The sequence below is a fragment of the Rothia halotolerans genome, assembly GCF_004136635.1.
Taxonomy (GTDB): Bacteria; Actinomycetota; Actinomycetes; order Actinomycetales; family Micrococcaceae; genus Rothia; species Rothia halotolerans.
This window is the reverse complement of record NZ_NOIU01000001.1, coordinates 982679-1008161: the sequence shown is the minus strand read 5'-3', so window position 1 is coordinate 1008161 and position 25483 is coordinate 982679. Positions and strand designations below refer to the sequence as shown.

General features: G+C 70.1%; 21 protein-coding genes and 2 tRNA genes. 19 read left to right on the top strand and 4 right to left on the bottom strand.

All coding sequences use genetic code 11. The features are described 5' to 3' along the window. The first annotated feature begins 199 nt into the window (after positions 1–199). From dnaA to EWV39_RS04600, 12 genes are all read left to right on the top strand, one after another. Complete coding sequence (gene dnaA / locus EWV39_RS04655) at positions 200–1921, top strand: chromosomal replication initiator protein DnaA (protein WP_129657120.1); 1722 nt, start codon at positions 200–202, stop codon at positions 1919–1921. A gap of 467 nt (positions 1922–2388) precedes the next feature. Further along, positions 2389–3513, top strand: coding sequence for a DNA polymerase III subunit beta (dnaN, locus tag EWV39_RS04650; protein WP_129657118.1), 1125 nt, complete (start codon positions 2389–2391; stop codon positions 3511–3513). Between the two features lie 10 nt (positions 3514–3523). Beyond that, positions 3524–4717, top strand: a complete 1194-nt coding sequence (recF, locus tag EWV39_RS04645; RefSeq protein WP_129657116.1) for a DNA replication/repair protein RecF — start codon at positions 3524–3526, stop codon at positions 4715–4717. After that, a complete protein-coding gene (locus EWV39_RS04640; RefSeq protein WP_129657114.1) occupies positions 4710–5354 on the top strand; it encodes a DciA family protein in 645 nt (214 codons plus the stop codon). The genes recF and EWV39_RS04640 overlap by 8 nt, the downstream gene beginning before the upstream one ends. A 319-nt stretch (positions 5355–5673) precedes the next feature. Next, a complete protein-coding gene (gyrB, locus tag EWV39_RS04635) occupies positions 5674–7704 on the top strand; it encodes a DNA topoisomerase (ATP-hydrolyzing) subunit B (protein WP_129657112.1) in 2031 nt (676 codons plus the stop codon). A 94-nt stretch (positions 7705–7798) separates the two neighbouring features. After that, positions 7799–10468: a DNA gyrase subunit A gene (gene gyrA, locus EWV39_RS04630; protein ID WP_129657110.1), complete on the top strand. Its 2670-nt coding sequence runs from the start codon at positions 7799–7801 to the stop codon at positions 10466–10468. After that, positions 10465–11019 (top strand): DUF3566 domain-containing protein, encoded by a 555-nt coding sequence (locus EWV39_RS04625; RefSeq protein WP_129657108.1) that lies wholly within the window; start codon positions 10465–10467, stop codon positions 11017–11019. Before gyrA ends, EWV39_RS04625 begins: the two co-directional genes overlap by 4 nt. A 151-nt stretch (positions 11020–11170) precedes the next feature. Further along, a tRNA-Ile gene (locus EWV39_RS04620) sits at positions 11171–11244 on the top strand. A 149-nt stretch (positions 11245–11393) separates the two neighbouring features. Then, positions 11394–11466: transfer RNA gene (locus tag EWV39_RS04615), tRNA-Ala, on the top strand. Between the two features lie 191 nt (positions 11467–11657). Further along, positions 11658–12176, top strand: coding sequence for a helix-turn-helix domain-containing protein (locus EWV39_RS04610; protein ID WP_238148029.1), 519 nt, complete (start codon positions 11658–11660; stop codon positions 12174–12176). Beyond that, on the top strand, positions 12176–12739 hold the full coding sequence (locus EWV39_RS04605; RefSeq protein WP_129657106.1) for a DUF6036 family nucleotidyltransferase: 564 nt from the start codon (positions 12176–12178) through the stop codon (positions 12737–12739). Before EWV39_RS04610 ends, EWV39_RS04605 begins: the two co-directional genes overlap by 1 nt. Positions 12740–12895: 156 nt before the next feature. Further along, positions 12896–13537, top strand: a complete 642-nt coding sequence (locus EWV39_RS04600) for a phosphoribosyltransferase (RefSeq protein ID WP_129657104.1) — start codon at positions 12896–12898, stop codon at positions 13535–13537. Here EWV39_RS04600 and EWV39_RS04595 read toward each other — a convergent pair. After that, entirely contained in the window at positions 13474–14604 is a 1131-nt protein-coding gene (locus EWV39_RS04595; RefSeq protein WP_165313139.1) for a LacI family DNA-binding transcriptional regulator, read from the bottom strand. The genes EWV39_RS04600 and EWV39_RS04595 overlap by 64 nt on opposite strands. A gap of 165 nt (positions 14605–14769) precedes the next feature. Between EWV39_RS04595 and EWV39_RS04590 the strand changes: the two genes are divergently transcribed. The 4 genes from EWV39_RS04590 to EWV39_RS04575 all read left to right on the top strand — a co-directional run bounded on the left by EWV39_RS04590 (position 14770) and on the right by EWV39_RS04575 (position 18918). Then, entirely contained in the window at positions 14770–16110 is a 1341-nt protein-coding gene (locus EWV39_RS04590; protein WP_202864886.1) for an NCS2 family permease, read from the top strand. Between the two features lie 125 nt (positions 16111–16235). Then, positions 16236–17231 carry an adenosine deaminase gene (gene add / locus EWV39_RS04585; RefSeq protein WP_129657100.1) on the top strand — a complete coding sequence of 332 codons (996 nt, stop codon included), beginning with the start codon at positions 16236–16238 and terminating at the stop codon, positions 17229–17231. Positions 17232–17352: 121 nt separating this feature from the next. After that, the gene (locus tag EWV39_RS04580) at positions 17353–18621 is read left to right on the top strand and encodes an inorganic phosphate transporter (protein WP_129657098.1); all 1269 of its coding nucleotides are present in this window, start codon (positions 17353–17355) and stop codon (positions 18619–18621) included. A gap of 3 nt (positions 18622–18624) precedes the next feature. Continuing rightward, positions 18625–18918 carry a hypothetical protein gene (locus EWV39_RS04575; protein WP_129657096.1) on the top strand — a complete coding sequence of 98 codons (294 nt, stop codon included), beginning with the start codon at positions 18625–18627 and terminating at the stop codon, positions 18916–18918. Positions 18919–19112: 194 nt separating this feature from the next. Here the strand turns inward: EWV39_RS04575 and EWV39_RS04570 are convergent, their stop codons facing one another. Beyond that, the gene (locus EWV39_RS04570; RefSeq protein ID WP_129657094.1) at positions 19113–19952 is read right to left on the bottom strand and encodes a hypothetical protein; all 840 of its coding nucleotides are present in this window, start codon (positions 19950–19952) and stop codon (positions 19113–19115) included. Between the two features lie 221 nt (positions 19953–20173). On the opposite strand from EWV39_RS04570, the gene EWV39_RS04565 reads away from it, so the two are divergent. Further along, entirely contained in the window at positions 20174–20719 is a 546-nt protein-coding gene (locus EWV39_RS04565; protein ID WP_129657092.1) for a peptidylprolyl isomerase, read from the top strand. A 117-nt stretch (positions 20720–20836) separates the two neighbouring features. Further along, positions 20837–21655: a rhomboid family intramembrane serine protease gene (locus EWV39_RS04560; protein ID WP_129657090.1), complete on the top strand. Its 819-nt coding sequence runs from the start codon at positions 20837–20839 to the stop codon at positions 21653–21655. 331 nt (positions 21656–21986) lie between these two features. Here EWV39_RS04560 and EWV39_RS04555 read toward each other — a convergent pair whose 3' ends face one another. Both EWV39_RS04555 and EWV39_RS04550 read right to left on the bottom strand, forming a co-directional pair. After that, positions 21987–22844: a shikimate 5-dehydrogenase gene (locus EWV39_RS04555; RefSeq protein ID WP_129657088.1), complete on the bottom strand. Its 858-nt coding sequence runs from the start codon at positions 22842–22844 to the stop codon at positions 21987–21989. A 183-nt stretch (positions 22845–23027) separates the two neighbouring features. Then, entirely contained in the window at positions 23028–23222 is a 195-nt protein-coding gene (locus tag EWV39_RS04550) for a CsbD family protein (RefSeq protein ID WP_129657086.1), read from the bottom strand. A 259-nt stretch (positions 23223–23481) separates the two neighbouring features. On the opposite strand from EWV39_RS04550, the gene EWV39_RS04545 reads away from it, so the two are divergent. Next, positions 23482–25479 carry an APC family permease gene (locus EWV39_RS04545; protein ID WP_129657084.1) on the top strand — a complete coding sequence of 666 codons (1998 nt, stop codon included), beginning with the start codon at positions 23482–23484 and terminating at the stop codon, positions 25477–25479. Positions 25480–25483 lie beyond the last annotated feature (4 nt).

Below are 25483 nucleotides of genomic sequence, written 5' to 3'. Positions count from 1 at the left end.
CAGGAACCCCCGAGATTCTGGGGCAGAGCGAGGGGTTCATGGCCTAAGCTGAACGGGTGCCGCGCGAGTTATCCACAGCGGGGAAGCCTGTGCACAACTATGTGGACAGGATGGGCACAACCGCTGGGAACGGCTCCGCACGACGTCGCGGAAGCCGACTCGTCAGACCGCAGACCGATCCCGATCAGCTAGGAGAGCCGTGACCGTACAGGGCAACGAAGAGATCCAGTCCCGATGGGACGCGTGCATCACGGATCTGCATGCCAACGAGAGCGTCTCGCGCCGCAACAAGGCGTTCCTCCGGATGGCTCAGCCCCAGGGCCTGTTCGGCAACACCCTGATCATCGCGGTGCCCAACGACCTCACCCGGGACGTCTTCCAGCGGGACATCACCGGCGCCTTCAAGGACGCCGTCTCCCGGTTCTTCTCGCCCGACACGATCGAGGCCTTCGTCATCGATCCCGACATGACCGCGCCGGGCGCTCCCGCACAGGCGCAGGCGCCGACCCAGGCGAGCCCGGCGGGAGGCGCCGGCGCGTCCGGCGCCGGACGCGCGTCGTCGAACCCCGCCCCCTCCGATCCGGCAGCCGCCGCCCAGCCGTCCCGGGCCGAGCCGGTCCCCGCGGACCCCGCCGCCTCGCGGTCCAGCGCCCCGGATACGCCCAGCTCCGGACTGCCGCCCATCGACGAGCTCGAGGCCGAACGGGGATACACCTCCTCCGCGCCCTCGGCCCTCCACGTCCCCTCCGAGCACGACGCCGAGGCGGCCCGCCCCCTGCCCGAGGTGCGCCTCCCGGCCCCCCGCACCACGCCGCCGCCGGCCGCCCGAGACATTCCCGAGGCGGCATCCTCCAGGACCGGCGGTGAGACCGAGTGGGAGAGCACCGCCCGGCTGAACAACAGCTACGTCTTCGACACCTTCGTCATCGGGCAGTCCAACCGCTTCGCCCACGCCGCGGCCTTCGCGGTCTCGGAGTCCCCCGCCAAGGCATATAACCCGCTGTTCATCTACGGCGACTCGGGGCTGGGCAAGACCCATCTGCTCCACGCCATCGGGCACTACACCAAGCGGATGTACCCGGACATGCGGGTGCGGTACGTGAACTCGGAGGAGTTCACCAACGACTTCATCAACTCCATCCGCGACGACGAGGGCTCGAGCTTCAAGCAGATCTACCGCAACGTGGACCTGCTGCTGATCGACGACATCCAGTTCCTCGCGGGCAAGGAGCACACGCAGGAGGAGTTCTTCCACACCTTCAACGCGCTGCACAACCACGAGAAGCAGGTGGTCATCACCTCCGACCTGCCGCCGAAGCAGCTGACCGGCTTCGCCGAGCGGATGCGCTCCCGCTTCGAGTGGGGTCTCATCACCGACGTGCAGCCGCCCGAGCTGGAGACCCGCATCGCGATCCTGCGGAAGAAGGCGCAGAGCGAGAACCTCGAGGCGCCGAGCGACGTCATGGAGTACATCGCCTCCCACATCACCACCAACATCCGGGAGCTCGAAGGGGCGCTGACCCGCGTCACCGCCTACGCCTCCCTGAACAAGCAGCGCATGGACCTGCCGCTCGCGGAGCTCGTCCTCAAGGACCTCATCACCGACGAGGGGATCTCCGAGATCACCGCCTCGACGATCCTGGGGCAGACCGCCAGCTACTTCGAGGTGACGCTCGAGGAGCTGCGGAGCAAGTCGCGCAACCGCACCCTGGTCACCGCCCGCCAGATCGCGATGTACCTGCTGCGGGAGCTGACAGACATGTCCCTGCCCAAGATCGGGCAGGAGCTGGGCGGCCGCGACCACACCACCGTGATGCACGCCGACCGGAAGATCCGGAAGCTGATGGCGGAGCGCCGCAACATCTTCAATCAGGTCACCGAGCTGACGAACCGGATCAAGCAGCAGCACCGGGACGCCTGAGCCGGGGATGGGAGCCGCCGTCGTGGACCTCTGAAGGGGGTCTGGGCGGGGTGTGGATCCGGCTGTGGAGAATCCGGGGATAACCCGGGCTCCTCGGGGGACGGAGCGCCGGCAACTGTGAATTACAGAAAATCGCCCCGATCCGGCTCCACATCCCGCCCACCGGGGCGGAGCTCTTAAGTCACAATCTGTCTACAGGGCGGATCCCCGCGCCGGCAGGGCAGATGGGGGTTATCCACAGTATCCACACGGGTTATTAACACTACTGTCCTTTAAAGAGATCATTCCGAATAACTATTCATCCGACCATCCAAGCCTGCCGGCAGGGTCCCGGGGGCCGCTCACGCGGCCTCTCGCTCCACGGAAGATCGGTAATTACAGAAAGCTGGGACGTCAGACGGCTCCGGTAAGCTGGCACCAGATCCGAAGCACTCGCCCACAGACCTGCAGAGAGGGACTTCGCAGACGTGAAATTCTCAGTTGACCGAGACGTACTGGCAGAGGCCGTCACCTGGACCGCGCGCTCCCTCTCCCCCCGTCCGCCGGTACCGGTGCTGTCCGGGCTGCTCATCAAGGCGGAGAACAACGAGGTCTCCATCGCGAGCTTCGACTACGAGACCTCCGCCAAGCTGAAGATCGCGGCCGAGGTCTTCGAGGAGGGGGAGACCCTGGTCTCCGGCCGTCTGCTCGCCGATATCTGCCGCTCCCTGCCCTCGGCCCCCGTGGACTTCCAGACGCACGACTCGAAGGTCTATCTCCACTGCGGCCCGGCGAAGTTCAACCTCGCGGCCATGCCGGTCTCCGACTACCCGGAGCTGCCCGGCCTGCCCGAGGTCTCCGGCACCGTGGACGGCGCGGCCTTCGCCCAGGCCGTCTCCCAGGTCATCATCGCGGCGAGCAAGGACGACACGCTGCCGATCCTGACCGGCGTCCGCGTCGAGATCGAGGGCCCCACGATGACCCTGCTCGCGACCGACCGCTACCGGCTGGCGATGCGCGAGCTCATCTGGGATCCGGCGGATCCCCAGATCTCCACCGCGGCCCTCGTCAAGGCCAAGACGCTCAACGAGGTCGCCAAGACGCTGGGCAACGCCGGCCAGCTGAAGATCGCCCTCTCCGACGCGCACGAACTCGTCGGCTTCGAGTCCGGCGGCCGCCGCACCACGAGCCTGCTGGTCGACGGCGACTACCCCAAGATCCGCTCGCTGTTCCCCGACCAGACCCCGATCCACGCCGTCGTGCGGACCTCGGAGCTGGTCGAGGCGGTCCGCCGCGTCTCGCTCGTAGCCGAGCGCAACACCCCGGTCCGCCTGGCCTTCTCCCAGGGCCAGCTGGCCCTGGACGCCGGCACCGGTGAGGACGCCCAGGCCAACGAGGTGCTCGACGCCCAGCTGACCGGCGAGGACATCACCGTGGCCTTCAATCCCGTCTACCTGAGCGAGGGGCTGCACGCCTTCGGCAGCGACTACGTCCGGTTCTCCTTCACGACTCCGCCCAAGCCCGCCGTGCTCTCCGCGCAGCAGGACCCGGACGGCGACGAGAACCGGGAGTACCGTTACCTGCTGATGCCCGTGCGCCTCCCGCAGCAGTAGGGGCCGCGGGGTGTACGTCGATCACCTCTCGCTCATGGGCTTCCGGACCTACGGGTTCCTGGACCTCCCGCTCACCCCGGGGCTGACCGTGCTGGTCGGCCCCAACGGGGTGGGCAAGACCAACATCGTCGAGGCCATCGACTACTGCGCGAACCTCTCCTCGCACCGCGTCAGCAACGACGCGCCGCTGGTCAAGGTCGGCAGCGACCGCGCCTACATCCGGACCCGGGTGGTGCGGGCGCACCAGCAGACCACCATGGAGCTGGAGGTCACCCCCGGCAAGGCCAACCGGGTGCGCATCAACCGGGCCGCGCCGGTGCGGGTCCGGGAGGCCTTGGGCATCTGCCGCACGGTGCTCTTCTCCCCCGAGGACCTCGGGCTGGTGAAGGGGGAGCCGGCGGCGCGGCGTCGCTTCCTGGACGACCTCGCGGTCTCGCTGCGGCCCGTCGTCGCCGGCTACCGCGCCGACTACGAGCGCGTGCTGCGCCAGCGCAACGCGCTGCTGAAGTCGATGCGCCGCTCCCGCGGCGCCGGCGAGGACGAGCGCGCCACCCTCGAGGTCTGGAACGGCCAGCTGGTGAACCTGGGCGCCCGCCTCCTGCAGGCTCGGTTCCAGGTGCTCGCCCGGCTGCTGCCGGAGGCCGACCGCGCCTACGGCCAGCTGACCGACGGTGGCAAGGAGCTGGGCTTCGCCTACGAGTCCTCCACGCTGGGCCGGCGCGAGGCCACGGACATGTCCGCGCTCGCCGCGCTGCCCCTCCAGGAGCTCGGGCAGATGCTGGCCAGCGCCCTCGAGGAGCGCGCCGAGGAGGAGATCGAGCGCGGGATGAGCCTGGTCGGCCCCCACCGGGACGAGCTGACGCTGATGCTCGGGGGCATCCCGGCCCGCGGCTACGCCTCGCACGGGGAGACCTGGTCCTACGCCCTGGCCCTGCGGCTGGGCTCCTGGTACGTCCACCGGGCCGACGCCGACGACGCCCCCGGCGCCTCCCCGATCCTGATCCTCGACGACGTCTTCGCCGAGCTCGACGCCGTCCGCCGCGCCCGCCTCGCCCGGATCGTCACCGAGGCCGAGCAGGTCCTGGTGACCTGCGCCGTCGAGGAGGATCTCCCGGACGAGCTCGACGTCGCCCGCCGGGTCGTGCGCGTCCGCCCCGGCGAGGCCGTGGCGGTGGAGGAGAGGACGGGCGCCCGCGATGGCTGAGCCCGGCGGGGACCCGTCACCGGGCGACGCCGAGCTCCGGCGGCGCCGGGAGCTGGAGCGCAACGAGGTCGACGCGCCGGCCTCGCTGCTGCAGCGCCTGCGCAACGCCGCCCTGGCCCGCGGCGAGGGACGGCTCACCGGCAACGCGGCCAAGAAGGTGATCCGCGAGTTCGGCGAGGTCGTCTCGGCGGAGCCCGGCAAGGCCAAGAGGAACCGGTGGCGCGAGGAGGGGTGGGACCCGAGGATCCTCGGCGGCTACAGCGGCCCGGGCAAGTCCTCGCGGGATCCCCAGGGCCTGGGCTCGGTGGTGGGGCACATGATCGCCTCCCGCGGGTGGAAGGAGCCGGTGGCCGTGGGCAGCGTGCTGGCCCGCTGGGGCGACCTCGTGGGCCCGGCGCTCGCGGCCCACACGGCCCCGGAGCACTTCGAGAATTCGGAGGTCACGATCCGCTGCGACTCGACCAACTACGCGACCGTGCTGCGGACCATGATCCCGCAGCTGATGCAGACCTTCGAGCGGGAGCTGGGGCACGGCATCGTCACCAAGATCACGGTGCTGGGGCCCTCGGTGCCCTCCTGGAAGAAGGGCCGGCGGGTGGCCCCGGGCGGCCGGGGCCCGCGCGACACCTACGGGTGAGGAAGCGCCCCGGTCCCGACCGCCTGTAATCCGATCTCTGGTGCTCGGTCCTCTTCGTGGATGGGACCCACACGGTCGAGGGTCACGGGAGCCTGAAGGGCCGTGACGGGCCTGTGAAGGCCATCCGCTCTCCGTCTGCACGCTCACAGCGAGCGATATCTGCCCCTTTTCGCCTCCGCGTCCGGTAGAATGGAGGGAGGTCAAACACCGCGCTCTCCTCTCCCTGCGGCTGCGGCACGCCCGCTCAGCGCGTCAGGGGAGTGCGCCCACTCGGACCGGGATCCCGCGGGGCCCGGAAGCAAGGAGCTGAAACCTCAAAGTGGCAGCGGAAGAGAAGCACGAATACGGCGCGAGCGACATCACGGTCCTCGAGGGCCTGGAAGCGGTGCGCAAGCGGCCCGGCATGTACATCGGTTCCACCGGTGAGCGCGGTCTGCACCACCTCGTCTACGAGGTCGTCGACAACTCGGTCGACGAGGCCCTGGCCGGCTACTGCGACCACATCGAGATCACCATCCAGGCCGACGGCGGGCTCAAGGTGGTGGACAACGGCCGCGGCATCCCCGTGGACCTGCACCCCACCGAGAACAAGCCCACCGTCGAGGTCGTCATGACCGTGCTGCACGCGGGCGGCAAGTTCGGCGGCGGGGGGTACGCGGTCTCCGGCGGCCTGCACGGCGTCGGCATCTCGGTGGTCAACGCGCTCTCCACTCGGGTGGAGACCACCGTGCGCCGGCAGGGCCACGAGTGGAGCATCTCCTTCCACGACGGCGGCTTCACCGATCACGAGCTGACCCAGGGCCGCGAGACCACCGCCACCGGCACCACCCAGGTCTTCTACCCGGATCCGTCGATCTTCGAGAGCACCGACTTCGACTACGAGACCCTGCGCGCCCGCTTCCAGCAGATGGCCTTCCTCAACAAGGGCCTGCGGATCACGCTGACCGACGAGCGGACCTCCGTGGACTTCGAGGACGAGGTGACCGAGGAGAAGAAGAAGCCCAAGGAGTTCAGCCTCAACCACGAGGGGACCACCGCCGAGGGCTTCCGCACGGTGGTCTACCAGTACGACGAGGGCCTGCTGGACTACGTGAAGTTCCTCAACTCCAGCCTCAAGACCACGGTGATCCACGAGGACGTCATCGCCTTCGAGACCGAGGACTCCGAGCGGATGCTCTCGCTGGAGCTGGCGATGCAGTGGACCGAGTCCTACCGGGAGTCGGTGCACACCTACGCCAACACCATCAACACCCACGAGGGCGGCACCCACGAGGAGGGGTTCCGCACGGCCCTGACCTCGCTGGTCAACCGCTACGCCCGGGACAACAAGCTGCTGCGCGAGAAGGACGAGAACCTGACCGGCGACGACGTCCGCGAGGGCCTCACCGCCGTCATCTCGGTCAAGATCTCCGAGCCGCAGTTCGAGGGCCAGACCAAGACCAAGCTCGGCAACTCCGAGGTCAAGACCTTCGTCCAGCGCGAGGTCTGGGACCAGCTGGGCGACTGGCTGGAGCGCAACCCCAACGAGGCCAAGGCGATCGTGCGCCGCTCGATCACCGCGGCCCAGGCGCGGATGGCGGCCCGGAAGGCCCGCGAGACCACCCGCCGCAAGGGCCTGCTGGAGTCCGGCGGCATGCCGGGCAAGCTCAAGGACTGCTCCTCCAAGAACCCGGAGATCTCCGAGATCTACCTCGTGGAGGGCGACTCCGCGGGCGGCTCGGCGGTCCAGGGACGCGACCCGGAGCGCCAGGCGATCCTGCCGCTGCGCGGGAAGATCCTGAACGTGGAGCGGGCGCGCCTGGACCGGGCGCTGTCCAACGCGGAGGTCCAGTCCATGATCACGGCCTTCGGCGCCGGGATCGGCGACGAGTTCCAGATCGAGAAGGCGCGGTACCACAAGATCGTGCTGATGGCCGACGCCGACGTGGACGGCCAGCACATCACCACGCTGCTGCTGACGCTGCTCTTCCGCTTCATGCGCCCGCTGATCGAGGCCGGCTACGTCTACCTCGCGCAGCCGCCGCTGTACCGGATCAAGTGGTCCAACGCCTCGCACGACTACGTCTACTCCGACGCCGAGCGCGACGAGGTCGTGGCCCGCGGCCTGGCCAACAACCAGCGCCTGCCCAAGGAGAACGGCATTCAGCGCTACAAGGGCCTGGGCGAGATGGACTACACCGAGCTGTGGGACACCACCATGGACCCCGAGCACCGCACGCTGCTCCAGGTGACCATGGACGACGCCGCCGCGGCCGACCAGGTCTTCTCGGTGCTCATGGGCGAGGACGTGGAGTCCCGCCGCGAGTTCATCCAGAGGAACGCCAAGGACATCCGCTTCCTCGACATCTGAGCGGACAGAATATATTCCGGGAACTGAATATTCCCGCTAGGGCACCCTGGACGGGCGCCGCACGATCTTCAGCAGGACGGGACAGGCAGACAGCATGAGTGACGACAACGGCTCGACCAACGAACCCCAGGACGGGCAGCCCCTCGAGGGGGAGGTGCTCGGCGGCGACCTCGAGGCGACGCCCTCGATGACGGACCGCGTGGAGCACGTGGACCTCCAGACGGAGATGCAGCGCTCCTATCTCGACTACGCGATGGCGGTCATCGTCGGCCGCGCCCTGCCGGACGTGCGCGACGGCCTCAAGCCGGTGCACCGCCGCGTCATCTACGCGATGCACGACGGCGGCTACCGGCCGGACCGCTCGTTCAACAAGTGCGCCCGCGTCGTCGGCGAGGTCATGGGCCAGTACCACCCCCACGGCGACTCCGCGATCTACGACACCCTGGTCCGGCTGATCCAGGACTGGATCATGCGCTACCCGCTGGCGCTGGGCCAGGGGAACTTCGGCTCCCCCGGCAACGACGGCGCCGCGGCCCCCCGGTACACCGAGTGCAAGATGGCGCCGCTGGCCATGGAGATGGTCCGGGACATCCACGAGGACACCGTGGACTTCCAGGACAACTACGACGGCAAGAACCAGGAGCCCGTGGTGCTGCCCGCGCGGTTCCCGAACCTGCTGGTCAACGGCTCCTCGGGCATCGCGGTGGGCATGGCCACCAACATCCCGCCGCACAACCTGCGCGAGGTCGCCGAGGGCGTCCAGTGGTACCTGCAGAATCCCGAGGCCGGCGACGAGGAGCTCCTGGAGGCGCTGATCGCGCGGGTCAAGGGCCCCGACTTCCCGACCGGCGCGCAGATCCTCGGCCACAAGGGCATCGAGGAGGCCTACCGGACCGGGCGCGGCTCGATCACCATGCGCGCCGTCGTCGACGTCGAGGAGATCCAGGGCCGCACCTGCCTGGTGGTCACCGAGCTGCCGTACCAGACCAACCCGGACAACCTGGCCATCAAGATCGCCGACCTGATCAAGGACGGCAAGGTCAGCGGCATCGCGGACATCCGCGACGAGACCTCGGGACGCACCGGCCAGCGCCTGGTGATCGTGCTCAAGCGCGACGCCGTGGCCAAGGTCGTGCTCAACAACCTCTACAAGCACACCCAGCTGCAGGAGAACTTCTCCGCCAACATGCTGGCGATCGTCGACGGCGTGCCCCGCACGCTCTCGCTCGACGCCTTCGTCCGGCACTGGGTCACCCACCAGATGGAAGTCATCGTCCGCCGCACCCGGTTCCGGCTGCGCCAGGCCGAGGAGGAGGCCCACATCCTGCGCGGCCTGCTCAAGGCCCTGGACGCCCTGGACGAGGTCATCCAGCTGATCCGCGCCTCCCCGACCGCCGACGAGGCGCGCACCGGGCTGATGGAGTTCCTCCAGATCGACGAGGCGCAGGCCCAGGCGATCCTGAACATGCAGCTGCGCCGCCTCGCGGCCCTGGAGCGCAAGAAGATCCAGGACCGGCATGACGAGCTCATGCGCCAGATCGAGGAGTACAAGACGATCATCGCCTCGGAGGAGCGCCAGCGTCAGCTGATCTCCGAGGAGCTCCGCGAGGTGGTGCACCGCTTCGGCGACGACCGCCGCACCCAGATCCTCATGGGCTACGACGGCGACATGTCCATCGAGGACCTCATCCCCGAGGAGGACATGGTCGTCACGATCACCCGCGGCGGCTACGTCAAGCGCACCCGGATCGACCAGTACCGCTCGCAGCACCGCGGCGGCAAGGGGATCCGCGGGGCGCAGCTGCGGGGCGACGACGTCGTCGAGCACCTGGTGGTCACGACCACGCACAACTGGATCCTGTTCTTCACCAACTTCGGGCGGGTCTACCGCACCAAGGCCTACGAGCTGATCGAGGCCGGCCGCGACGCCAAGGGCCAGCACGTGGCCAACCTCCTGGCCTTCCAGCCGGACGAGAAGATCGCCCGGGTGATGGCCCTGCGGACCTACGAGGACGCGCCGTACCTGGTGCTCGCCACCAAGCACGGACTGGTCAAGAAGTCCCGTCTGAGCGACTACGACACCAACCGCACGGCCGGGGTCATCGCGATCAACCTGCGCGACGGCGACGAGCTGATCTCCGCCCAGCTGGCCTCCTCCTCGGACGACCTGATGCTGATCTCCCGCAGCGGGATGTCGCTGCGCTTCACCGCGACCGACGAGGCCCTTCGCCCCATGGGCCGGGCCACCTCCGGGGTGACCGGCATGAAGTTCCGGAACGACGACGAGCTGCTGGCGGCCAGCGTGGTCACCGACGACTCCTACGTCTTCGTGGTGACCGAGGGTGGCTACGCCAAGCGCACCAAGGTCGAGGAGTACCGCGTGCAGGGCCGCGGCGGGCTGGGTATCAAGGTCGCCAAGCTCGTCGAGGACCGCGGGGAGCTGGTGGGCGGCCTGATCGTCGGCGGCGACGACGAGGTGCTCGTGGTCATGCAGTCCGGCAAGGTGGCCCGCTCCCACGTCTCCGAGGTCCCGGCCAAGGGCCGCGACACGATGGGCGTGATCTTCGTGAAGCCCGGCAAGAACGACCGCATCCTCTCGATCGCCCGCAACCAGGACAAGGGCGTCGACGAAGGGGAGGCGATCGCCGAGGGCGGCGCCGTTGAAGTCATCAATCCGGACGATGAAGTACCGTTGGGTGACGAGACTGATCGAACCGATGCACCGGAGGAGTCCGGCACGCGAGCACACGGAGGTAACGCGTGAGCAGCAATACACCGAGTTCTTCGGGAGGCAGGACCTCCGCGGGAGCCAAGGGCTCCGGCGCGGCGGGCAAGGCCTCCTCTCCGGGGACCAAGGGCTCCGGCACCGCGGCCAAGGCCCCGGCGTCGAAGGGGTCGGCCCCTCGCAAGACGACCGGCAACCGCCCGCTGGTCCGTCCGGCGCCCCGCTCCAAGGTGCGCCGCGCGCACCTGACCGTGGCGAGGATCGACCTCTGGTCGATCGCCAAGCTGGTCTTCCTGCTCTCGGTGGCCGTGGGCATCGTGACCGTGGTGGCCACCGTGATCCTCTGGCTGGTCTTCGAGGTCACCGGCGTGTTCAACGGGGTCAACGAGGTCCTGTCGATGCTCTCGAGCCAGGGCAGCGGCATCGAGATCACCGACTACCTCTCGCTGGGCCAGGTGGCCGTGTACGCGACCATCCTCTCGGTGCTCAACGTGGTGCTGATGACCCTGCTGGGGATCATCTCGGCGTTCCTGTACAACGTCGCCGCCAAGCTGGTCGGCGGCATCGGCGTGACGCTGACCGACGACTGATCGCCGGGTCCCGTGGAGCGCGGGCCGGCGCCTGAGAGGGCGACCGGCCCGCGCTTCGCGGGCGACGGGGGATGTGGGCCGCCTCACCGGATCGCCGGTTTGGTTCTCCCCGGGACGTCGTGTAGAGTCTAGTCTCGGTCCAAGGCCATGAGGGCGTATAGCTCAGACGGTTAGAGCGCTTCGCTGATAACGAAGAGGTCCCAGGTTCAATTCCTGGTACGCCCACCGAATCCCTCAAGGAGGACCCGATGAAGAAAGCGATCGCCGTCATCATCGCGGGAGCCCTCGCCTTCTCGGCGGCCAGGCGGCTGAGGGATGTCAGGGAGAACCGTTCCACGTGGGAGGCATCCACGGACCGGGTCGGCTGACTCCGCGGGGGCGTGGCGCAATTGGTAGCGCATCTGCTTTGCAAGCAGAGGGTTAGGGGTTCGAGTCCCCTCGCCTCCACCCGCATCACGGAAACCCCGTCAGACCTGATAGGTCTGGCGGGGTTTCGTGTTGCCCCCGGGCCCGGCTTCTAAGTCGTCCAGCGGAGCACCACGGCACGGCTCCCTCACCGGGTGGGAAGACGTATGACCACCTGTGCAGTCGGCTCTCCCCGCCAGGGGTATAGCTTTTTTCGCTATAATAGGGGCATGATGGCTGATCGCAGCGAGCTGCTTCGTCAGGTGATGCTCTCCACGGGCACCACCCAGTCCGAGCTGTCGAAGATCAGCGGGATCCACCAGCCCAGCATCAGCCAGTTCCTCGCCGGCAAGGTCGATTTCAGCGATCGTCGGGTCGACCGCCTGCTCGCTTGCATGGGGCTCCGGCTGGAGGTGGTGCGCCGAGCGGTGGAGCCGGAGCTGACCCGCGCCGAACACCGTTCGTGGCTGCTGCATCGTACGCTCTCGAGCCGCCTGACCAGGACGAGTCTTGACCAGTGGCAGCCGGTCATCGAAGGCAACCTGACTCGTCTGCACGAGGGAGTCACGGGCCAGCCGCATGAGCGGAACGTCGCCCGATGGGCGGCTCTCAACGGCGAACGAGACGTGCTCGGCCTGAAACGGGTGATGACGGGCCTCGACCGCGATTCGATGGAGATGCGCGAGGTCTCGCCGATGAGCGGCCTGCTCTCCGAGAGCGAGCGCCTCGACGCTCTGGTGGGGGCGGCCTGATGCGGCGCGACCAGCTGGAGCACGCGATCCGCGCGGCCTGTCAGATCATCGGGCACCCCGAGGTCATCGTCGTCGGTTCGCAGGCCATCCTCGGAACCTTCCGCGAGGACCGCCTTCCGCGAGACGCCACGATGTCGATCGAGGTCGATATCCTGCCGATCGCCGAGGACGCCGAGGAGACGAGCCGCTTGGCGGACATGATCGAGGGGGTCGCGGGCGAGTTCTCCTCCTTCGAGCAGACGCATGGTTTCAGCATCGACGGCGTGGATCTGGGGACCTCGGCGCTCCCCTCCGGCTGGCGCGATCGGCTCGTCAAGGTCCAGAACGCCAATACGGCCGCCCCATCGGGGGAGCCTCCGTTCACCGGGTGGTGCCTCGAGCGGCACGACCTCTGCGTGGCCAAGCTCTGCGCATTCCGTGAGAAGGACCGGAACTTCGTCATGGCCCTGCTGAACGCCGGGCTCGTCCGGCGGGAGGCCATCGCGGATCGACTGCCGGCGGTCGAGGAGCGCCACCGAGGTGCGGCGGCCCGGGCGCAGGAGTGGCTAGCTGCCCAGCCGTGAGGAGTGCGGCCTTTTCCCCACGCGGAGGGCGTCCCGGCCCCATGCCGTTCGGCGAGTCCATCGGCTCCCACCCTTGACCCCGCCCCCGTCCGGCAGTAGACCGAGGGAAAGGCCCCGCGCAGAGGCGGGCCCGCACGGGAGACGGAGGAGAGCGGCATGGTCCGGTTCCTTGATCGGCACGACGCCGGCCGGCTGCTGGGACAGGAGCTGGCCCGGACGCCCCTGCCCGCCCCCGTCATCCTGGGCCTGCCGCGCGGGGGAGTCCCGGTGGCCGCCGAGGTCGCCGTGCGGCTCGACGCGCCGCTGGACGTGCTGGTGGTGCGCAAGCTGGGACTGCCCGAGCACCCGGAGCTGGCGATGGGCGCCGTCGGCGAGGGCGGCGTCACGGTGCTGAACCCCGACGTCGTGCGCTCCTCCGGCGTCAGCCGGGAGCGGCTGGAGGAGGTCGCGCGGCGGGAGCGGGCCGAGGTCGAGAGCCGGTCCGAGCGGTTCCGGCGCGGGCGCCCCGGGCTGGAGCTGGCCGGGCGGACCGCGGTGATCGTCGACGACGGCGCCGCCACCGGCGCGACGGCACGGGCCGCGTGCCTGATCGCCCGGGCGCAGGGGGCGGAGCACGTGGTCCTCGCGGTGCCGGTGGCCCCGCCCCGCCTCGTCGACTCCCTCGCGGCCGCCGGCGACGCCGACGAGGTCGTCTGCCTGCACGCCCCGCGCGACTTCGGCGCCGTGGGCGCCTTCTACGAGGACTTCTCCCAGACCTCCGACGCAGAGGTGGTCAGGATCCTGGGCGCGGCGGGCTGACCCGCGGCGGCCGGACCCGCCGCGTCGCCCGCCTGCCCGGCAGCGTCGGCCGCCCGCGCCGTCGAGGTGCCGGGCAGCAGCTCCACCGGCAGCAGCGCGTGCTCGGCCCGCTGCGGTCCGGCGGAGGGGGAGCGCAGCTCGAGGCGCTCGAGCACCATCGAGGCCGCGCGGCGCCCGGCCTCGTGGGCCGGGATGTGCAGGGCCGTGAGGTGGGGGAAGGAGAGACCGGCGTCGGTCAGGTCGTCCGCGCAGGCGACGCTGAGGTCCTCGGGCATGCCGATGCCCATGGCCCGCAGCTGGTGGACCAGGCCGACCGTGACGACGCTGTTGTAGACGATGACCGCGGAGCAGCCGCTGCGCGCGACCCCGTCGGCGCTGACGGTCCCGGCCGCGAAGGTCGGCTCGGTGATCGGCAGCGCGGCGACCTCCCCCTCGGCCTCGTGCACGACCTCCTCCAGCGCGCCCAGGCGGTCCCGGTCCGTGCGCGAGCCCTCCGGGCCGCCCACGTAGGCGATGCGCCGGTGGCCCAGGCCGGTCAGGTGCCGTCCGAGGGCGCGCAGGCCCTCGTTCGTGTCGATCACCACCGAGCTCACCCCCGGGACCTTCCGGTTGACGGTGGCCACCGGCTGGGCGCGCGCCTGCTGGGACAGCAGCCCGGAGCGCCCGCGGGGGGCGACGGCGACCAGGCCCGCCACGCGCCCCCGAAGCCGCGCCATGAGGGTCGCCTGGCGCTCCGGATCGGCGGCGTCGACGATGATCACCAGGTCGTAGCCGTTCTCCTCGGCCGCCTGCTGGGCGCCGGAGACGATCGGCGTCAGGAAGGGGTTGGTCAGGGAGGGGACGGTCAGTCCCAGCAGCTCGTTGCGGCCGGTCGCGAGCGCGCGGGCGGCCGGGTTGTGCATGTAGCCCACCTCGGAGACCGCCGCGAGCACCCGCCGCCGGGTGCGCTCCGAGACGATGTCGGGCTGCCGGATGGCGCGCGAGACCGTCGCGATCGAGACACCCGCCGCGCGGGCGACGTCGGTGATCGTCGCGGGTCTGGCCCCGCTGTCTTCCCCAAGTGCCATCCGACCTCCCTGCGACCACCGTACCGTGGGTCCCGCCCTCCCGGAAGTCCACATTCTGAAAGCGTTTACACGCCGTTAACACCGCGAATTGACAGGCCGTGATCGTGAGGTCGAGCATATGAGCGTACAAGCGCTTTCACCGGCGCCGCGAGGAAGGCCACCGCCGTGAACACACCCCCGACGACCACCGGGAAGACCAACCGCCTGGCGGCGACGACAGACCGCCTCTTCCGCATCTCGGAACGCGGGAGCAGCATCCGGACCGAGCTGCTCGCGGGGATCAGCATGTTCCTCGCCTCCGCCTACACGATCGTCGTCATCCCGGGCATGCTCGCCGACGCCGGCGTCCCCCGGGGCGCCGCGACCACCGCCCTGATCATCGTCGCCGTCCTCGGCACGTTCGCGATGGGGCTGTTCGCCAACCTGCCGCTGGTGCTCGCGCCGGGGCTGGGCGGCGTCGCGCTGGTCGCCTACACTCTCGTGCAGAACGAGTCGGTGCCCTTCGGCGTCGCGATGGGCATCGTGTTCTGGTCCGGGATCCTCTTCCTGCTCCTGACGGTGCTCGGCATCCGCAGCCTCGTCACCCGGATCATGCCGACCAACGTGCGGCTCGCGATCGGCTCCGGCATCGGGCTGTACATCGCGTTCATCGGCTTCCGCTCCACGGGGCTGGTGGTCGGCGACGGCGACGGCCTGGTCCTCGGCGACCTCGGCGCGCCCGCGGCCCTGCTCGCGCTCGCCGGCATCGTCCTGCTGGTGGCTCTGCAGGCCCGGAAGGTGCCCGGCGCCTTCGTGATCGTCATCGTCGCGATCACGCTGGTGGGCATCCCGCTGGGCGTCACCGAGCTGCCCGGCAGCTACCTCGCCCCGCCGGACAGCCCGGGCCCGGTGGCCTTCGACATCGACCTGATCGGCGCGCTGGCCCCGCACTACTTCCCCTACCTCTTCGCGTTCTTCGCCGCCGAGTTCTTCTCCACCACCGGCGTGGTCCTCGCCGTGACCGAGAAGATCGGCGAGGCCACCGGCAGGAAGGACGCCGACCTCAAGCGGCCCTTCCTGGTGGACTCGGCCGCGATCGCCGGCGGCTCCTTCATGGGCGCGCCCAGCGTGACCACCTACCTCGAGTCGGCGGCCGGCACCGAGGCCGGCGGCCGCACCGGGCTGACCTCGTGGACCACGGCCCTCCTGTACGCCGTGGTGCTCGCCTTCATCCCGGTCGCCGGCATGATCCCCTCGGCCGCGACGGCGCCCGTGCTGGTCGTGATCGGCCTCAACATGCTCGCGGGCTTCCGCAAGGTGGACACCTCCGACATCACCGAGGCCATCCCCGCCGCCCTGCTGGTCTCCTGCACCCTGCTCTGGGGCAACTTCGGCACCGGCATCGCCACCGGGCTGCTCAGCTACGTGCTGATCAAGGCCGCGACCGGGAAGTTCAGGGACATCCACCCCGGCATGTGGGTGCTCACGCCCTTCCTCGTCTACTTCTTCGTGGCGGCCGCCCACTGAGCGACGCCGGCGCGGGGCGGCGGAGCGCCCTGCCCACGACGGCGTGACTGCGTCCCGCGGCGGGACGCCGGCCGCGGCCTCCTCGCCGCACCCGACAGCATCACCTACGACGAACGGACTCCTCCATGAAGACCATCGACCTCCACGTCCACCTGCCCGGCACCGTGCGATCCGGGACCCTCGCCGACCTCGCGGCCGCCAACGGCGTCGAGCTCCCGCTGCCGGCGGCCGAGCTGTACCCGCGGATCAACTCCGACCCCACCGATCAGGAGCAGGGCCGCGGGCCGTGGTTCCCCCTGCTGCGGGTCTACGAGCTGATCTCGGCGAGCCTGCGCACCCGCGGCGACTTCGCCCGGACCGTCTACGAGGCGATGGAGGACGGCTACCGGGACAGCGGGACCGTCTACTCCGAGCTCGCGTTCAGCCCCTCGGTGCACCTGGCGGCCGGCGTCGACTACCGGGAGATGGCCGCCGGGATCTCCGAGGGGATCGAGGCGGCGCGCAGGGACCTCGGCGTCGACGCCCGGGCGCTGGCCGCGGTGAACCGCGAGGACACCCCCGAGGTCGCTGTGGCGATGGTCGAGGAGGTCATCGCGCATCCTTGCGACGCCGTCGTTGGCATCGGCCTGGACTTCGACGAGCGCAAGGGGCTGCCCGGGAAGTTCGCCGAGGCCTTCCAGCTGGCCGGCCGCCACGGCCTCAAGCGCACCGCGCACGCCGGCGAGCACGTCCCCACCGCCGCGACCATCCCGACCTGCCTGGACGATCTGGGCTGCGAGCGGATCGACCACGGCTACCACGTGCTGAAGGACAGCGACGTCGTGAAGCGCTGCGCCGACGAGGGGATCCACTTCAACGCCGCGTTCACCACCTCCCGGCGGGCGCTGCGGCCGTGGCGCCGCGAGTCGATCCAGGGGATGCTCGACGCCGGCCTGAAGCTGACCATCAACTCCGACGACCCGGCCCTCTTCCCGACCACGCTGAAGCACGAGCTGGAGCTCGCCGTGGATCTGCTGGGCGAGGACCGGCGCCGCGAGTTCGTGGCCAACGGCGTCGAGGCGTCCTTCCTGCCCGAGGCGGAGAAGGCGGCGCTGCGCGAGGCGGTCGCGCGGGAGGACTGAGCCCCGCGCCGCCCATCGTCACGCGATCTTCACGCCCCGGACACCGCTCACCGTTGATGTTCACCTAAAGTTCACCCCGAGAATTATCCGCATCCTCGCACGGTCGGCATAATGCCTATATGTGACTCCCGAACTCATCATCCTCGGCATCGTGGTCATCACCGCCCTCGTCTTCGACTTCACCAACGGATTCCACGACACCGGGAACGCGATGGCGACGTCCATCGCCACCGGCGCGCTGAAGCCCAAGGTCGCGGTGGGGCTCTCGGCGGTGCTCAACCTGGTGGGGGCGTTCCTCTCCATCGAGGTCGCCAAGACGGTGGGCCGGGAGGTCGTGAACCTGGAGATGGCGGACGGGCACTCGCTCATGCTCATCGTCTTCACGGGGCTGGTCGGGGGCATCGTCTGGAACCTGCTGACGTGGCTGCTGGGACTGCCCTCCAGCTCGTCCCACGCCCTGTTCGGCGGGCTCATCGGCGCGACCATCGCGGGACTGGGGGTCAGCGGGGTGCTGTGGGCCGGCGTCGTCGCCAAGGTCATCATCCCCGCCCTGGTGGCACCGGTGATCGCCGCCCTGGTCTCCACGGTGGGGACGATCCTCGTCTACCGCCTGACGGCGCGCGTGGGGGACCGGCAGAAGACCCGCGGCTTCCGCTGGGGGCAGGTCGGCACCGCCTCGCTGGTCTCCCTGGCCCACGGCACCAACGACGCCCAGAAGACCATGGGCGTGATCTTCCTGGGCCTGGTGGCCTCCTCCGCGATCGACCCCTCGGCCGACATCCCGTTCTGGGTCAAGCTCGCCTGCGCCTTCGCGATCGCCCTGGGCACCTACCTGGGCGGCTGGCGGATCATCCGCACGCTCGGCAAGGGGCTCGTGGAGATCGACTCGCCGCAGGGCATGGCCGCCGAGGGCGCCTCCGCGGCCATCATCCTCACCTCCTCCCACTTCGGCATGGCCCTGTCCACGACCCACGTGGCCACCGGATCCATCCTGGGCACCGGGCTGGGCCGCAAGGGCGCCGACGTGCGGTGGAGCGTGGCCGGGCGGATGGTCCTCGCCTGGGTCATCACCATCCCCGCCGCCGCCGTGGTGGGGGCGGTGTGCTGGCTGATCGGCCACTTCGTCGGGCTGGTGAGCAACGAGCTGACCGGCGTCCTCGTGGTCTTCGCGATCCTGGCGGCGCTCTCGGCGGTCATGTTCGTCCGCTCCCGCCGCCAGCCCGTCCACTCGGGCAACGTCAACGAGCAGTGGGAGCCCGAGGACCACGACATCGCCCCGATCACCGGCGTGCTCGCCCAGGTCCCCGTCGCCGCAGGCCAGGTGCCCACGGCCCACGTGACCGTCCCGCCCGACGACGCCCCCGACCACCGACGCGCCTCCGGAGCCTGAGCCATGAACGACCTCCTCTCCCTGATCTCCAACATCATCCCCGTGACGCTGGCCGGGCTGGTCCTGGGCGCCGGGATGCCGGCGCTGTTCGCCCTGGCGCTGCGGATCTCCGCGGGCCGGACCGAGCGCCGTCCCGACGGGGCGGTGGTGCAGGTGCACCGGGCCTCCGCGGCCGCCCGGATCCTCGCCGGGCTCCTCTTCGCGGTCATCGTGCTGGTGATCCTGGCCGGGGTGCTGTGGATCGCCCGCGAGTACCTGCACCAGCTGACCGGTCTCCCCATCCTCGACGCCGGCTGAGCGGGGAGGGCCAGCTCCGGGGGCGGGGCGCCCGCATTCCTTCCGTCGTCGGGGGACATCGGGACGCCGTCCTCAGCGCTGGGAGTCCCCGGGGCTGGACGAGCCGTCCTGAAGGCGCAGTCCCGCCCGAACGCGACGAAGCCCGCCGCGCAGATGCGCGACGGGCGTCGTCGTGAACCGGTTCGGGACGAGGATCAGGTGTTCTTGTCCTTGTTGGCCGGCTCCTCGCCGTCGTCCTTGCGACGGACCTCGGGCTTGACGGTGTCCTCGCCCTTGCGGTTCGCGGTGTCCGCGCTCGCGGGCTTGTTCATCGCCGAGCCGGGGGCGGGGTGGCCGGTGTTCTTGGGATCGGCGTGCTCGGTGACCTCCTCGTTGGAGGGCGCCGGGGCGTTCGCCGGCTTGGTCACCTTCTGCTCGGCCGGGTTCGCCTTGCCGGCCGCGCCGGACTCGTCGTCCTGGGCGGCGGGCTTGGCGGCCGGGGCCGGCTTGGGGTCGGCCGGGGTCTGCCACGGATCCTCCACGGGGCGGGAGGCGCGCCAGGCGGCGACGCCGGCGACGGTGGCCGCCGCCAGGATGCCGAAGACCAGGAGGCCCTTGTGGGACTTCTTGTTGGCCTTCTTCTGCTCCTTGGCGAAGTCCTTGGCGGCCTGGGAGGCCTGCTTCTGGGCCTTCTTGAGCGCCTTCTTGTCCCCGGTGAGCTTGGCGACCGCGGTCTTCACCTGCGGCGGAGCCTCCGCGGAGTCCAGCTTCTCGGCCAGGCCCGCGGCGGCCACGCTGGCCTTGGCGCGAGCGTTGCTCACCGCCTGCTCGACGGCCGGGGTGGCCTTGTCGATCTGCTCCTGCACGCGGGGGGCGACCTCCTTCTGAGCCCACTCGTTGGCCTGGCCGGCGCGCTCCTGGAGCCTGGCGGCCCACTCCCCGGCGAACTCGGACGCCCTGTCGGCGCCCTGGTGCAGCTTGTCACCGGCGTTCTTCTGAGCCTTCTGAGCGGCCTTGGATGCTTCTTTCCTGGCCTTCTTGGTCTTGCTTGCCATGAGTTGTACCTCCTCATTGACCGACGCGCCGCGGATCTCGTCCGCGGCGATGCCCCGCTCCCGTTCCGGGAGGGGCACGCACATCGAGTCGGTTGTCGTCCTCTCTCACCATATGATGGGCGGCACGGCCGGGTCTGTCTTTGCTCCGGTATCGCCCCCTTGTTTTCACTGAAGGCGGAACGGTCTTGGGACCGCGCGCGAGCCCGTGTGAAAATAGCGCCATGACTGCCATCCCCACTGCCAAAGCCACCATCCACACCAACCACGGAGACATCGCCGTCAACCTGTACGGCAACCACGCTCCCAAGACGGTGCAGAACTTCATCGGCCTCGCCGACGGTTCGCAGGAATGGGTCGACCCGAAGAGCGGCGAGAAGAAGACCGGCACCCCGCTGTACGACGGCGTGATCTTCCACCGCATCATCCGCGACTTCATGATCCAGGGCGGCGACCCGCTGGGCCAGGGGACCGGCGGCCCGGGCTACCAGTTCGACGACGAGATCAGCCCCGACCTGAACTTCAACGAGCCCTACAAGCTGGCCATGGCCAACGCCGGCACCCGCGGCGGCAAGGGGACCAACGGCTCGCAGTTCTTCATCACCACGATCCCGACCACCTGGCTGCAGGGCAAGCACACCATCTTCGGCGAGGTCGCCGACGACGAGTCCAAGAAGGTCGTCGACGCCATCGAGGGCGTCGCCACCGGCATGATGGACCGCCCGGTCGAGGACGTCGTGATCTCCTCGATCGACGTCGAGCAGGCCTGACCGGCAGTCTCGGACGCCTACACCCTCACCTGAGGCCCACTCGCCCCGCGCGAGTGGGCCTCAGGTGTATCGCGGGCCCGCACACCCCGCGCCACGAGCACACAGCACAGGAGAGACATGGATCAGGAACCTCCCCGCTACGGGCAGCGCGCCGACGAGGAGCAGGGCGGCGAACGGCCGGTCTGCCCCCGGCATCCGGACACGGTGGCCTACGTGAGCTGCTCCCGGTGCCACCGGCCGGCTTGCCCCCGCTGCCAGGTGCAGGCGCCGGTGGGCGTGCAGTGCGTCGACTGCGCCCGCCAGGCGCGCCTGGAGGCCGAGCGCCGGGGCGGGGGAGTCCGGGGCAGGAGCTCCCTCTTCCCGCGGGCCGGCGCCCTGCCCGTGACGTGGACGCTGATCGCGGTCAACCTCGTGGTCTTCGTCCTGCAGTGGCTGCTGCCGAACCAGCTGGTGACGCGGGAGCTGGCGTACATCCCGGTGCTCACGGCGTCGGAGCCCTGGCGCATGCTCACCAGCGGATTCGTCCACGCGGGGATCGCGCACATCCTGCTGAACATGTACTCGCTGTACATCTTCGGACAGGCTCTCGAGCCGCGGATGGGCAGATGGCGGTTCCTCGCCGTCTTCCTGCTCTCCGTCCTGGGAGGCTCGGCGGCGGTGCTGCTGCTCTCCCCGCCCTACACCCTGGTGCTGGGGGCCTCCGGCGGCGTCTTCGGGCTCTTCGGGGCGTTCTTCGCCTGGACCCGGTTCCGCGGCGGGGACACCCGCGCGCTGGTCATCCTCATCGCGGTGAACCTCGTCTTCGGCTTCGTGGTGCCGGGCATCGCGTGGCAGGCCCACATCGGCGGCCTCGTGGTGGGGGCGCTGGTCGCCTGGCTCTTCGAGCTCGCCGCGAGAGGGCGCCGTCGCAGCGGGCGGGGCGCCTCCCGGCGGTGAGATCGGCCCCGGCCGGCGGACGGCCGCTCCGGAAGGGAGCGGAACGGGCCCGGAGATTCTTGTGATTACAGGAATCTCCGGGCCCGTCCGCGTTATCCACAGGCTTAACCCACAGGTGTTCATAACTACAGGGCTGTAACTCCACAGCTGTTAATAAGGCTGTGGATACCGAACGGCCCCGGAATATCGGGGTTGCCGGCGTATGCGTCGCGAGTTATCCCCCGCTGTTACCCACACTTGTGGATAACTCTGTGCACGGGGTGGGGATCATCCCGTCGGGTGGAAGAGCGCGGTTCCTTGTCATTCACCCTTCGGGCATTCATCCCGGCTCTCACGCTCCGCGTCGTCGCGTGGCCTCCTCCGCCTCGTCCACGTCCTCGGGCGAGGGGCGGACCCCGGTGTAGAGCGCGAACTGCTCCGCGGCCTGCAGGGCCGCGACCTCGCTGCCGGTGATCGTCTCCTTCCCCGCCGCGCGGGCGCGGAGGACCAGCGGGGTCTCCGCGGGCATGGCGACGACGTCGAACACCACCTGCGCGGCGTCGATCGCCTCCGCGGAGAAGGAGAGCTCCTCCTGCTCGGGACCTCCCTCCATCCCCACGGGGGTGACGTTGACGAGCAGGTCGGCGCGCAGACCCTCGGCGCTCGCCGCCCACTCGAAGCCGTACCGGCGCGCGATCTCGGGGCCGGTGCGCTCGTTGCGCGCCACGACGGTGCCGCGGGTGAACCCGGCGTCGTGCAGCGCCCCGGCCACGGCCCGGGCCATCCCGCCCGAGCCGCGCAGCACGAAGCTCGACGCCGGGTCCACGCGGTGGGTGCGCAGCAGCGAGGCCACCGCGATCACGTCGGTGTTGTACGCGGTCAGCCGGCCGGCGTCGTTGACGATCGTGTTGACCGCGCCGATGACCCCTGCGGAGTGGTCCACCTCGTCCACCAGGGGGATCACCGCCTGCTTGAACGGCATGGAGACCGAGCAGCCCCGGATGCCCAGGGCGCGGACGCCGCGGACGGCGCCCTCGACGTCCTCGGTGGTCATCGACTTGTAGAGGTAGTCCAGGCCGTACTTCTCGTACAGGTGGTTGTGGAAGAACGTCCCGTGGTTGCTGGGGCGCCCCGCCAGCGAGATGCACACGCGGGTGTCGCGATTCAGGGCGGGGCGGCTGGGTGCTTCGGCGGAGGGCTGCTGGTTCATGGGTCTCCTGGGGTCTGGCGGTCGTGGGTTGAGGTCAGCCGTGGGCCGTGGGCCGTGGGCCGTGGGCCGCAGGTTTGGGCTTTGAGGATGCGGGCGCGGGCGGGCGGGGCGCTTAAAACACCCGTGGCGGGTCACCTGGAGGTGACCCGCCACGGGCACGTCGGGCGTCAGGCGCCTGCGGTACTACTTGGTGAACTTGTCACCGAGGTTCCGCGCGGCGTCCTTGACCTTCTCCGCTCCGTCCTTGACGGCGGAGCTGATCTGATCGGCCTTGCCCTCGTTCTTCAGATCGTCGTTGCCCACGGCCTCGCCGACCTTTTCCTTGGCGGTGCCGGAGGCATCCTGTGCCTTGTTCTCTGCCTTGTCTTCGATACCCATGGGCTCTCCTTTCCTCATCGGCAGCCCCTAGCCTGTGCTACCCGGATCCATGCCGGGAGGGGGCCGCCTCCTGACCCTCACATTATGCGAGACGCCGGGGCCTGTGAACCGCCTCGGGGCCGTACGCGGCGGTTGTTCACGGTTGGCTCAAAACGGCGGCGGAAATAGCCTCCCGGAAGGGGCCCTCTCCCCGGCGTCCGGGTGTATGTTCTCTATGGGCGCCCACCGGTGCCCCTTGGTCAGTGAAGGACACGTCACGATGGGCACCATCCTGTCTGGCGAGACCCGCTCCTCCGGGACGCAGAGCCCCGGGCCGCACGCCTCGCATCCGCGCTCGCAGCGCCTCCGCTCCTGGTTCCTCTCCGAGGAGTCCTCGGTGCACGGGGACCTCCAGGGCCCGCACGGCCGCCGACCGGCCGACCGGCGGGGCCACCCCTGGTGGAAGGTCATGTGCCTGTCCGGCGTCGACTACTTCTCCACCCTCGGCTACCAGCCGGCGCTCGCCGCGCTCGCCGCCGGGCTGCTCTCGCCGGTGGCGACCCTGGTGCTGGTCGCGGTGACCCTGGGCGCGGCGCTGCCGATCTACCTCCGGGTGGCCCGCGAGTCCCCACAGGGGGCGGGCTCCATCCGCATGCTGGAGCGCCTGCTCTCCCGGTGGTCGGCCAAGCTCTTCGTGCTGGTGCTGCTGGGCTTCACGGTCACCGACTTCATGATCACCATGACGCTGTCCACCGCCGACGCCGCCGCGCACATCGAGGCCAACCCCTTCGTCCCCGCCGGCCTCCACGGGCATCAGGTGCTCCTGACCCTCGGGCTGCTGGCGCTGCTCGGGGCGGTGTTCCTCCGCGGATTCAGGGAGACCATCAACCTGGCGGTGTGGCTGGTGGGGGCGTACCTGCTGCTCAACGTCGTCGTGCTCGCGGCGGCCGGGCTGCGGATCGCGGCGCAGCCGGGGCTGCTCGCGGGGTGGTCGAGCGCGGCCCTGTCCTCGCACGGCAGCCCGTGGCTCGCCGTCGCCTTGGTGCTGCTCGTGTTCCCCAAGCTGGCCCTGGGGCTCTCCGGGTTCGAGACCGGCGTCGTCGTGATGCCCCAGATCCGGGGTGCCGGCGGGACCCCGGTGGCGAGGACGCGCGCGCGGATCCGGGGTGCGGGCCGGCTGCTGAGCACGGCCGCCGTGACCATGTCCGTGCTGCTGGCCGGCTCCTCGCTGGTCACCACCGTGCTCATCCCGCAGGAGCAGTTCGGGCCCGGCGGGGAGGCGAACGGGAGGGCGCTGGCGTACCTGGCCCACGAGCTGCTGGGCGAGGCCTTCGGCAGCGTCTACGACGTCTCGACGATCCTGATCCTCTGGTTCGCCGGCGCCTCCGCGATGGCCGGGCTGCTCAACCTGGTGCCACGCTACCTGCCGCGCTACGGCATGGCGCCCGAGTGGGCACGGGCCTCCCGCCCGCTGGTGCTCGTGTTCCTCGCGGTGGCCGTGGCGGTCACGCTCGTCTTCGACGCCGACGTCGAGGCCCAGGGCGGCGCCTACGCCACCGGGGTGCTGGTGCTGATCACCAGCGCCGGCGTCGCGGTGACGCTGTCGGCCAGGATCGCCGGGCAGCGCGGCCGGTTCCTGTTCTACGGCGCGGTGGCCACCACCTTCGTGTACATCACGGTCGCCAACATGATCGAGCGGCCGGACGGCCTGCGGATCGCCCTGGTCTTCATCGCCGGCATCCTCACGGTCTCGCTGCTCTCTCGGTGGGCGCGCTCCTACGAGCTGCGGACGACGTCGGTGACCTTCGACGCCGCGGCCGAGGAGCTCGTCGCGGCGCATCCGGGCCGGCCCCTGCACCTGATCGCCCACAAGCCGGACAACTGCACCCTGGCGGACTACCTCGAGAAGCGGCGGCGGGAGGGGCGCTCCCACAAGATCGGCGCGGAGAGGAACATCCTGTTCGTGGAGGTGAGCATCGAGGACCCCTCCGAGTTCCGCAGCGAGCTGCGGGTGATGGGGCGCAGGGTCGGCCGGTACGGGGTGCTGGAGGTCAGCGGCGCCACGGTGCCCAACGACCTCGCGGCGCTCGCGCTGAGGATCCGGGACATGACGGGGCAGGTCCCGCACCTCTACCTGGACTGGAGCACCGGGGCGCCGCTGCGCAACATGCTGGACTTCCTGCTCTTCGGGCAGGGGCAGATCGCGCCGACCGCGCACGAGGTGCTGCGCCGGGCGGAGCCTGACGAGGCGCGGAGGCCCGTGGTCCACGTGTCCTGAGGGG

Excerpts from the sequence above, each read along its gene's own strand:
- add (WP_129657100.1), top strand. The coding sequence starts at position 16,236 with ATGAAGACCATCGACCTCCACGTCCACCTGCCCGGCACCGTGCGATCC.
- EWV39_RS04605 (WP_129657106.1), top strand. The coding sequence starts at position 12,176 with ATGCGGCGCGACCAGCTGGAGCACGCGATCCGCGCGGCCTGTCAGATC.
- EWV39_RS04575 (WP_129657096.1), top strand. The coding sequence starts at position 18,625 with ATGAACGACCTCCTCTCCCTGATCTCCAACATCATCCCCGTGACGCTG.
- EWV39_RS04595 (WP_165313139.1), bottom strand. The coding sequence starts at position 14,604 with ATGGCACTTGGGGAAGACAGCGGGGCCAGACCCGCGACGATCACCGAC.
- EWV39_RS04545 (WP_129657084.1), top strand. The coding sequence starts at position 23,482 with ATGGGCACCATCCTGTCTGGCGAGACCCGCTCCTCCGGGACGCAGAGC.
- EWV39_RS04610 (WP_238148029.1), top strand. The coding sequence starts at position 11,658 with ATGGCTGATCGCAGCGAGCTGCTTCGTCAGGTGATGCTCTCCACGGGC.
- EWV39_RS04570 (WP_129657094.1), bottom strand. The coding sequence starts at position 19,952 with ATGGCAAGCAAGACCAAGAAGGCCAGGAAAGAAGCATCCAAGGCCGCT.
- EWV39_RS04565 (WP_129657092.1), top strand. The coding sequence starts at position 20,174 with ATGACTGCCATCCCCACTGCCAAAGCCACCATCCACACCAACCACGGA.
- EWV39_RS04640 (WP_129657114.1), top strand. The coding sequence starts at position 4,710 with ATGGCTGAGCCCGGCGGGGACCCGTCACCGGGCGACGCCGAGCTCCGG.
- gyrA (WP_129657110.1), top strand. The coding sequence starts at position 7,799 with ATGAGTGACGACAACGGCTCGACCAACGAACCCCAGGACGGGCAGCCC.
- EWV39_RS04600 (WP_129657104.1), top strand. The coding sequence starts at position 12,896 with ATGGTCCGGTTCCTTGATCGGCACGACGCCGGCCGGCTGCTGGGACAG.
- EWV39_RS04560 (WP_129657090.1), top strand. The coding sequence starts at position 20,837 with ATGGATCAGGAACCTCCCCGCTACGGGCAGCGCGCCGACGAGGAGCAG.
- EWV39_RS04555 (WP_129657088.1), bottom strand. The coding sequence starts at position 22,844 with ATGAACCAGCAGCCCTCCGCCGAAGCACCCAGCCGCCCCGCCCTGAAT.
- EWV39_RS04550 (WP_129657086.1), bottom strand. The coding sequence starts at position 23,222 with ATGGGTATCGAAGACAAGGCAGAGAACAAGGCACAGGATGCCTCCGGC.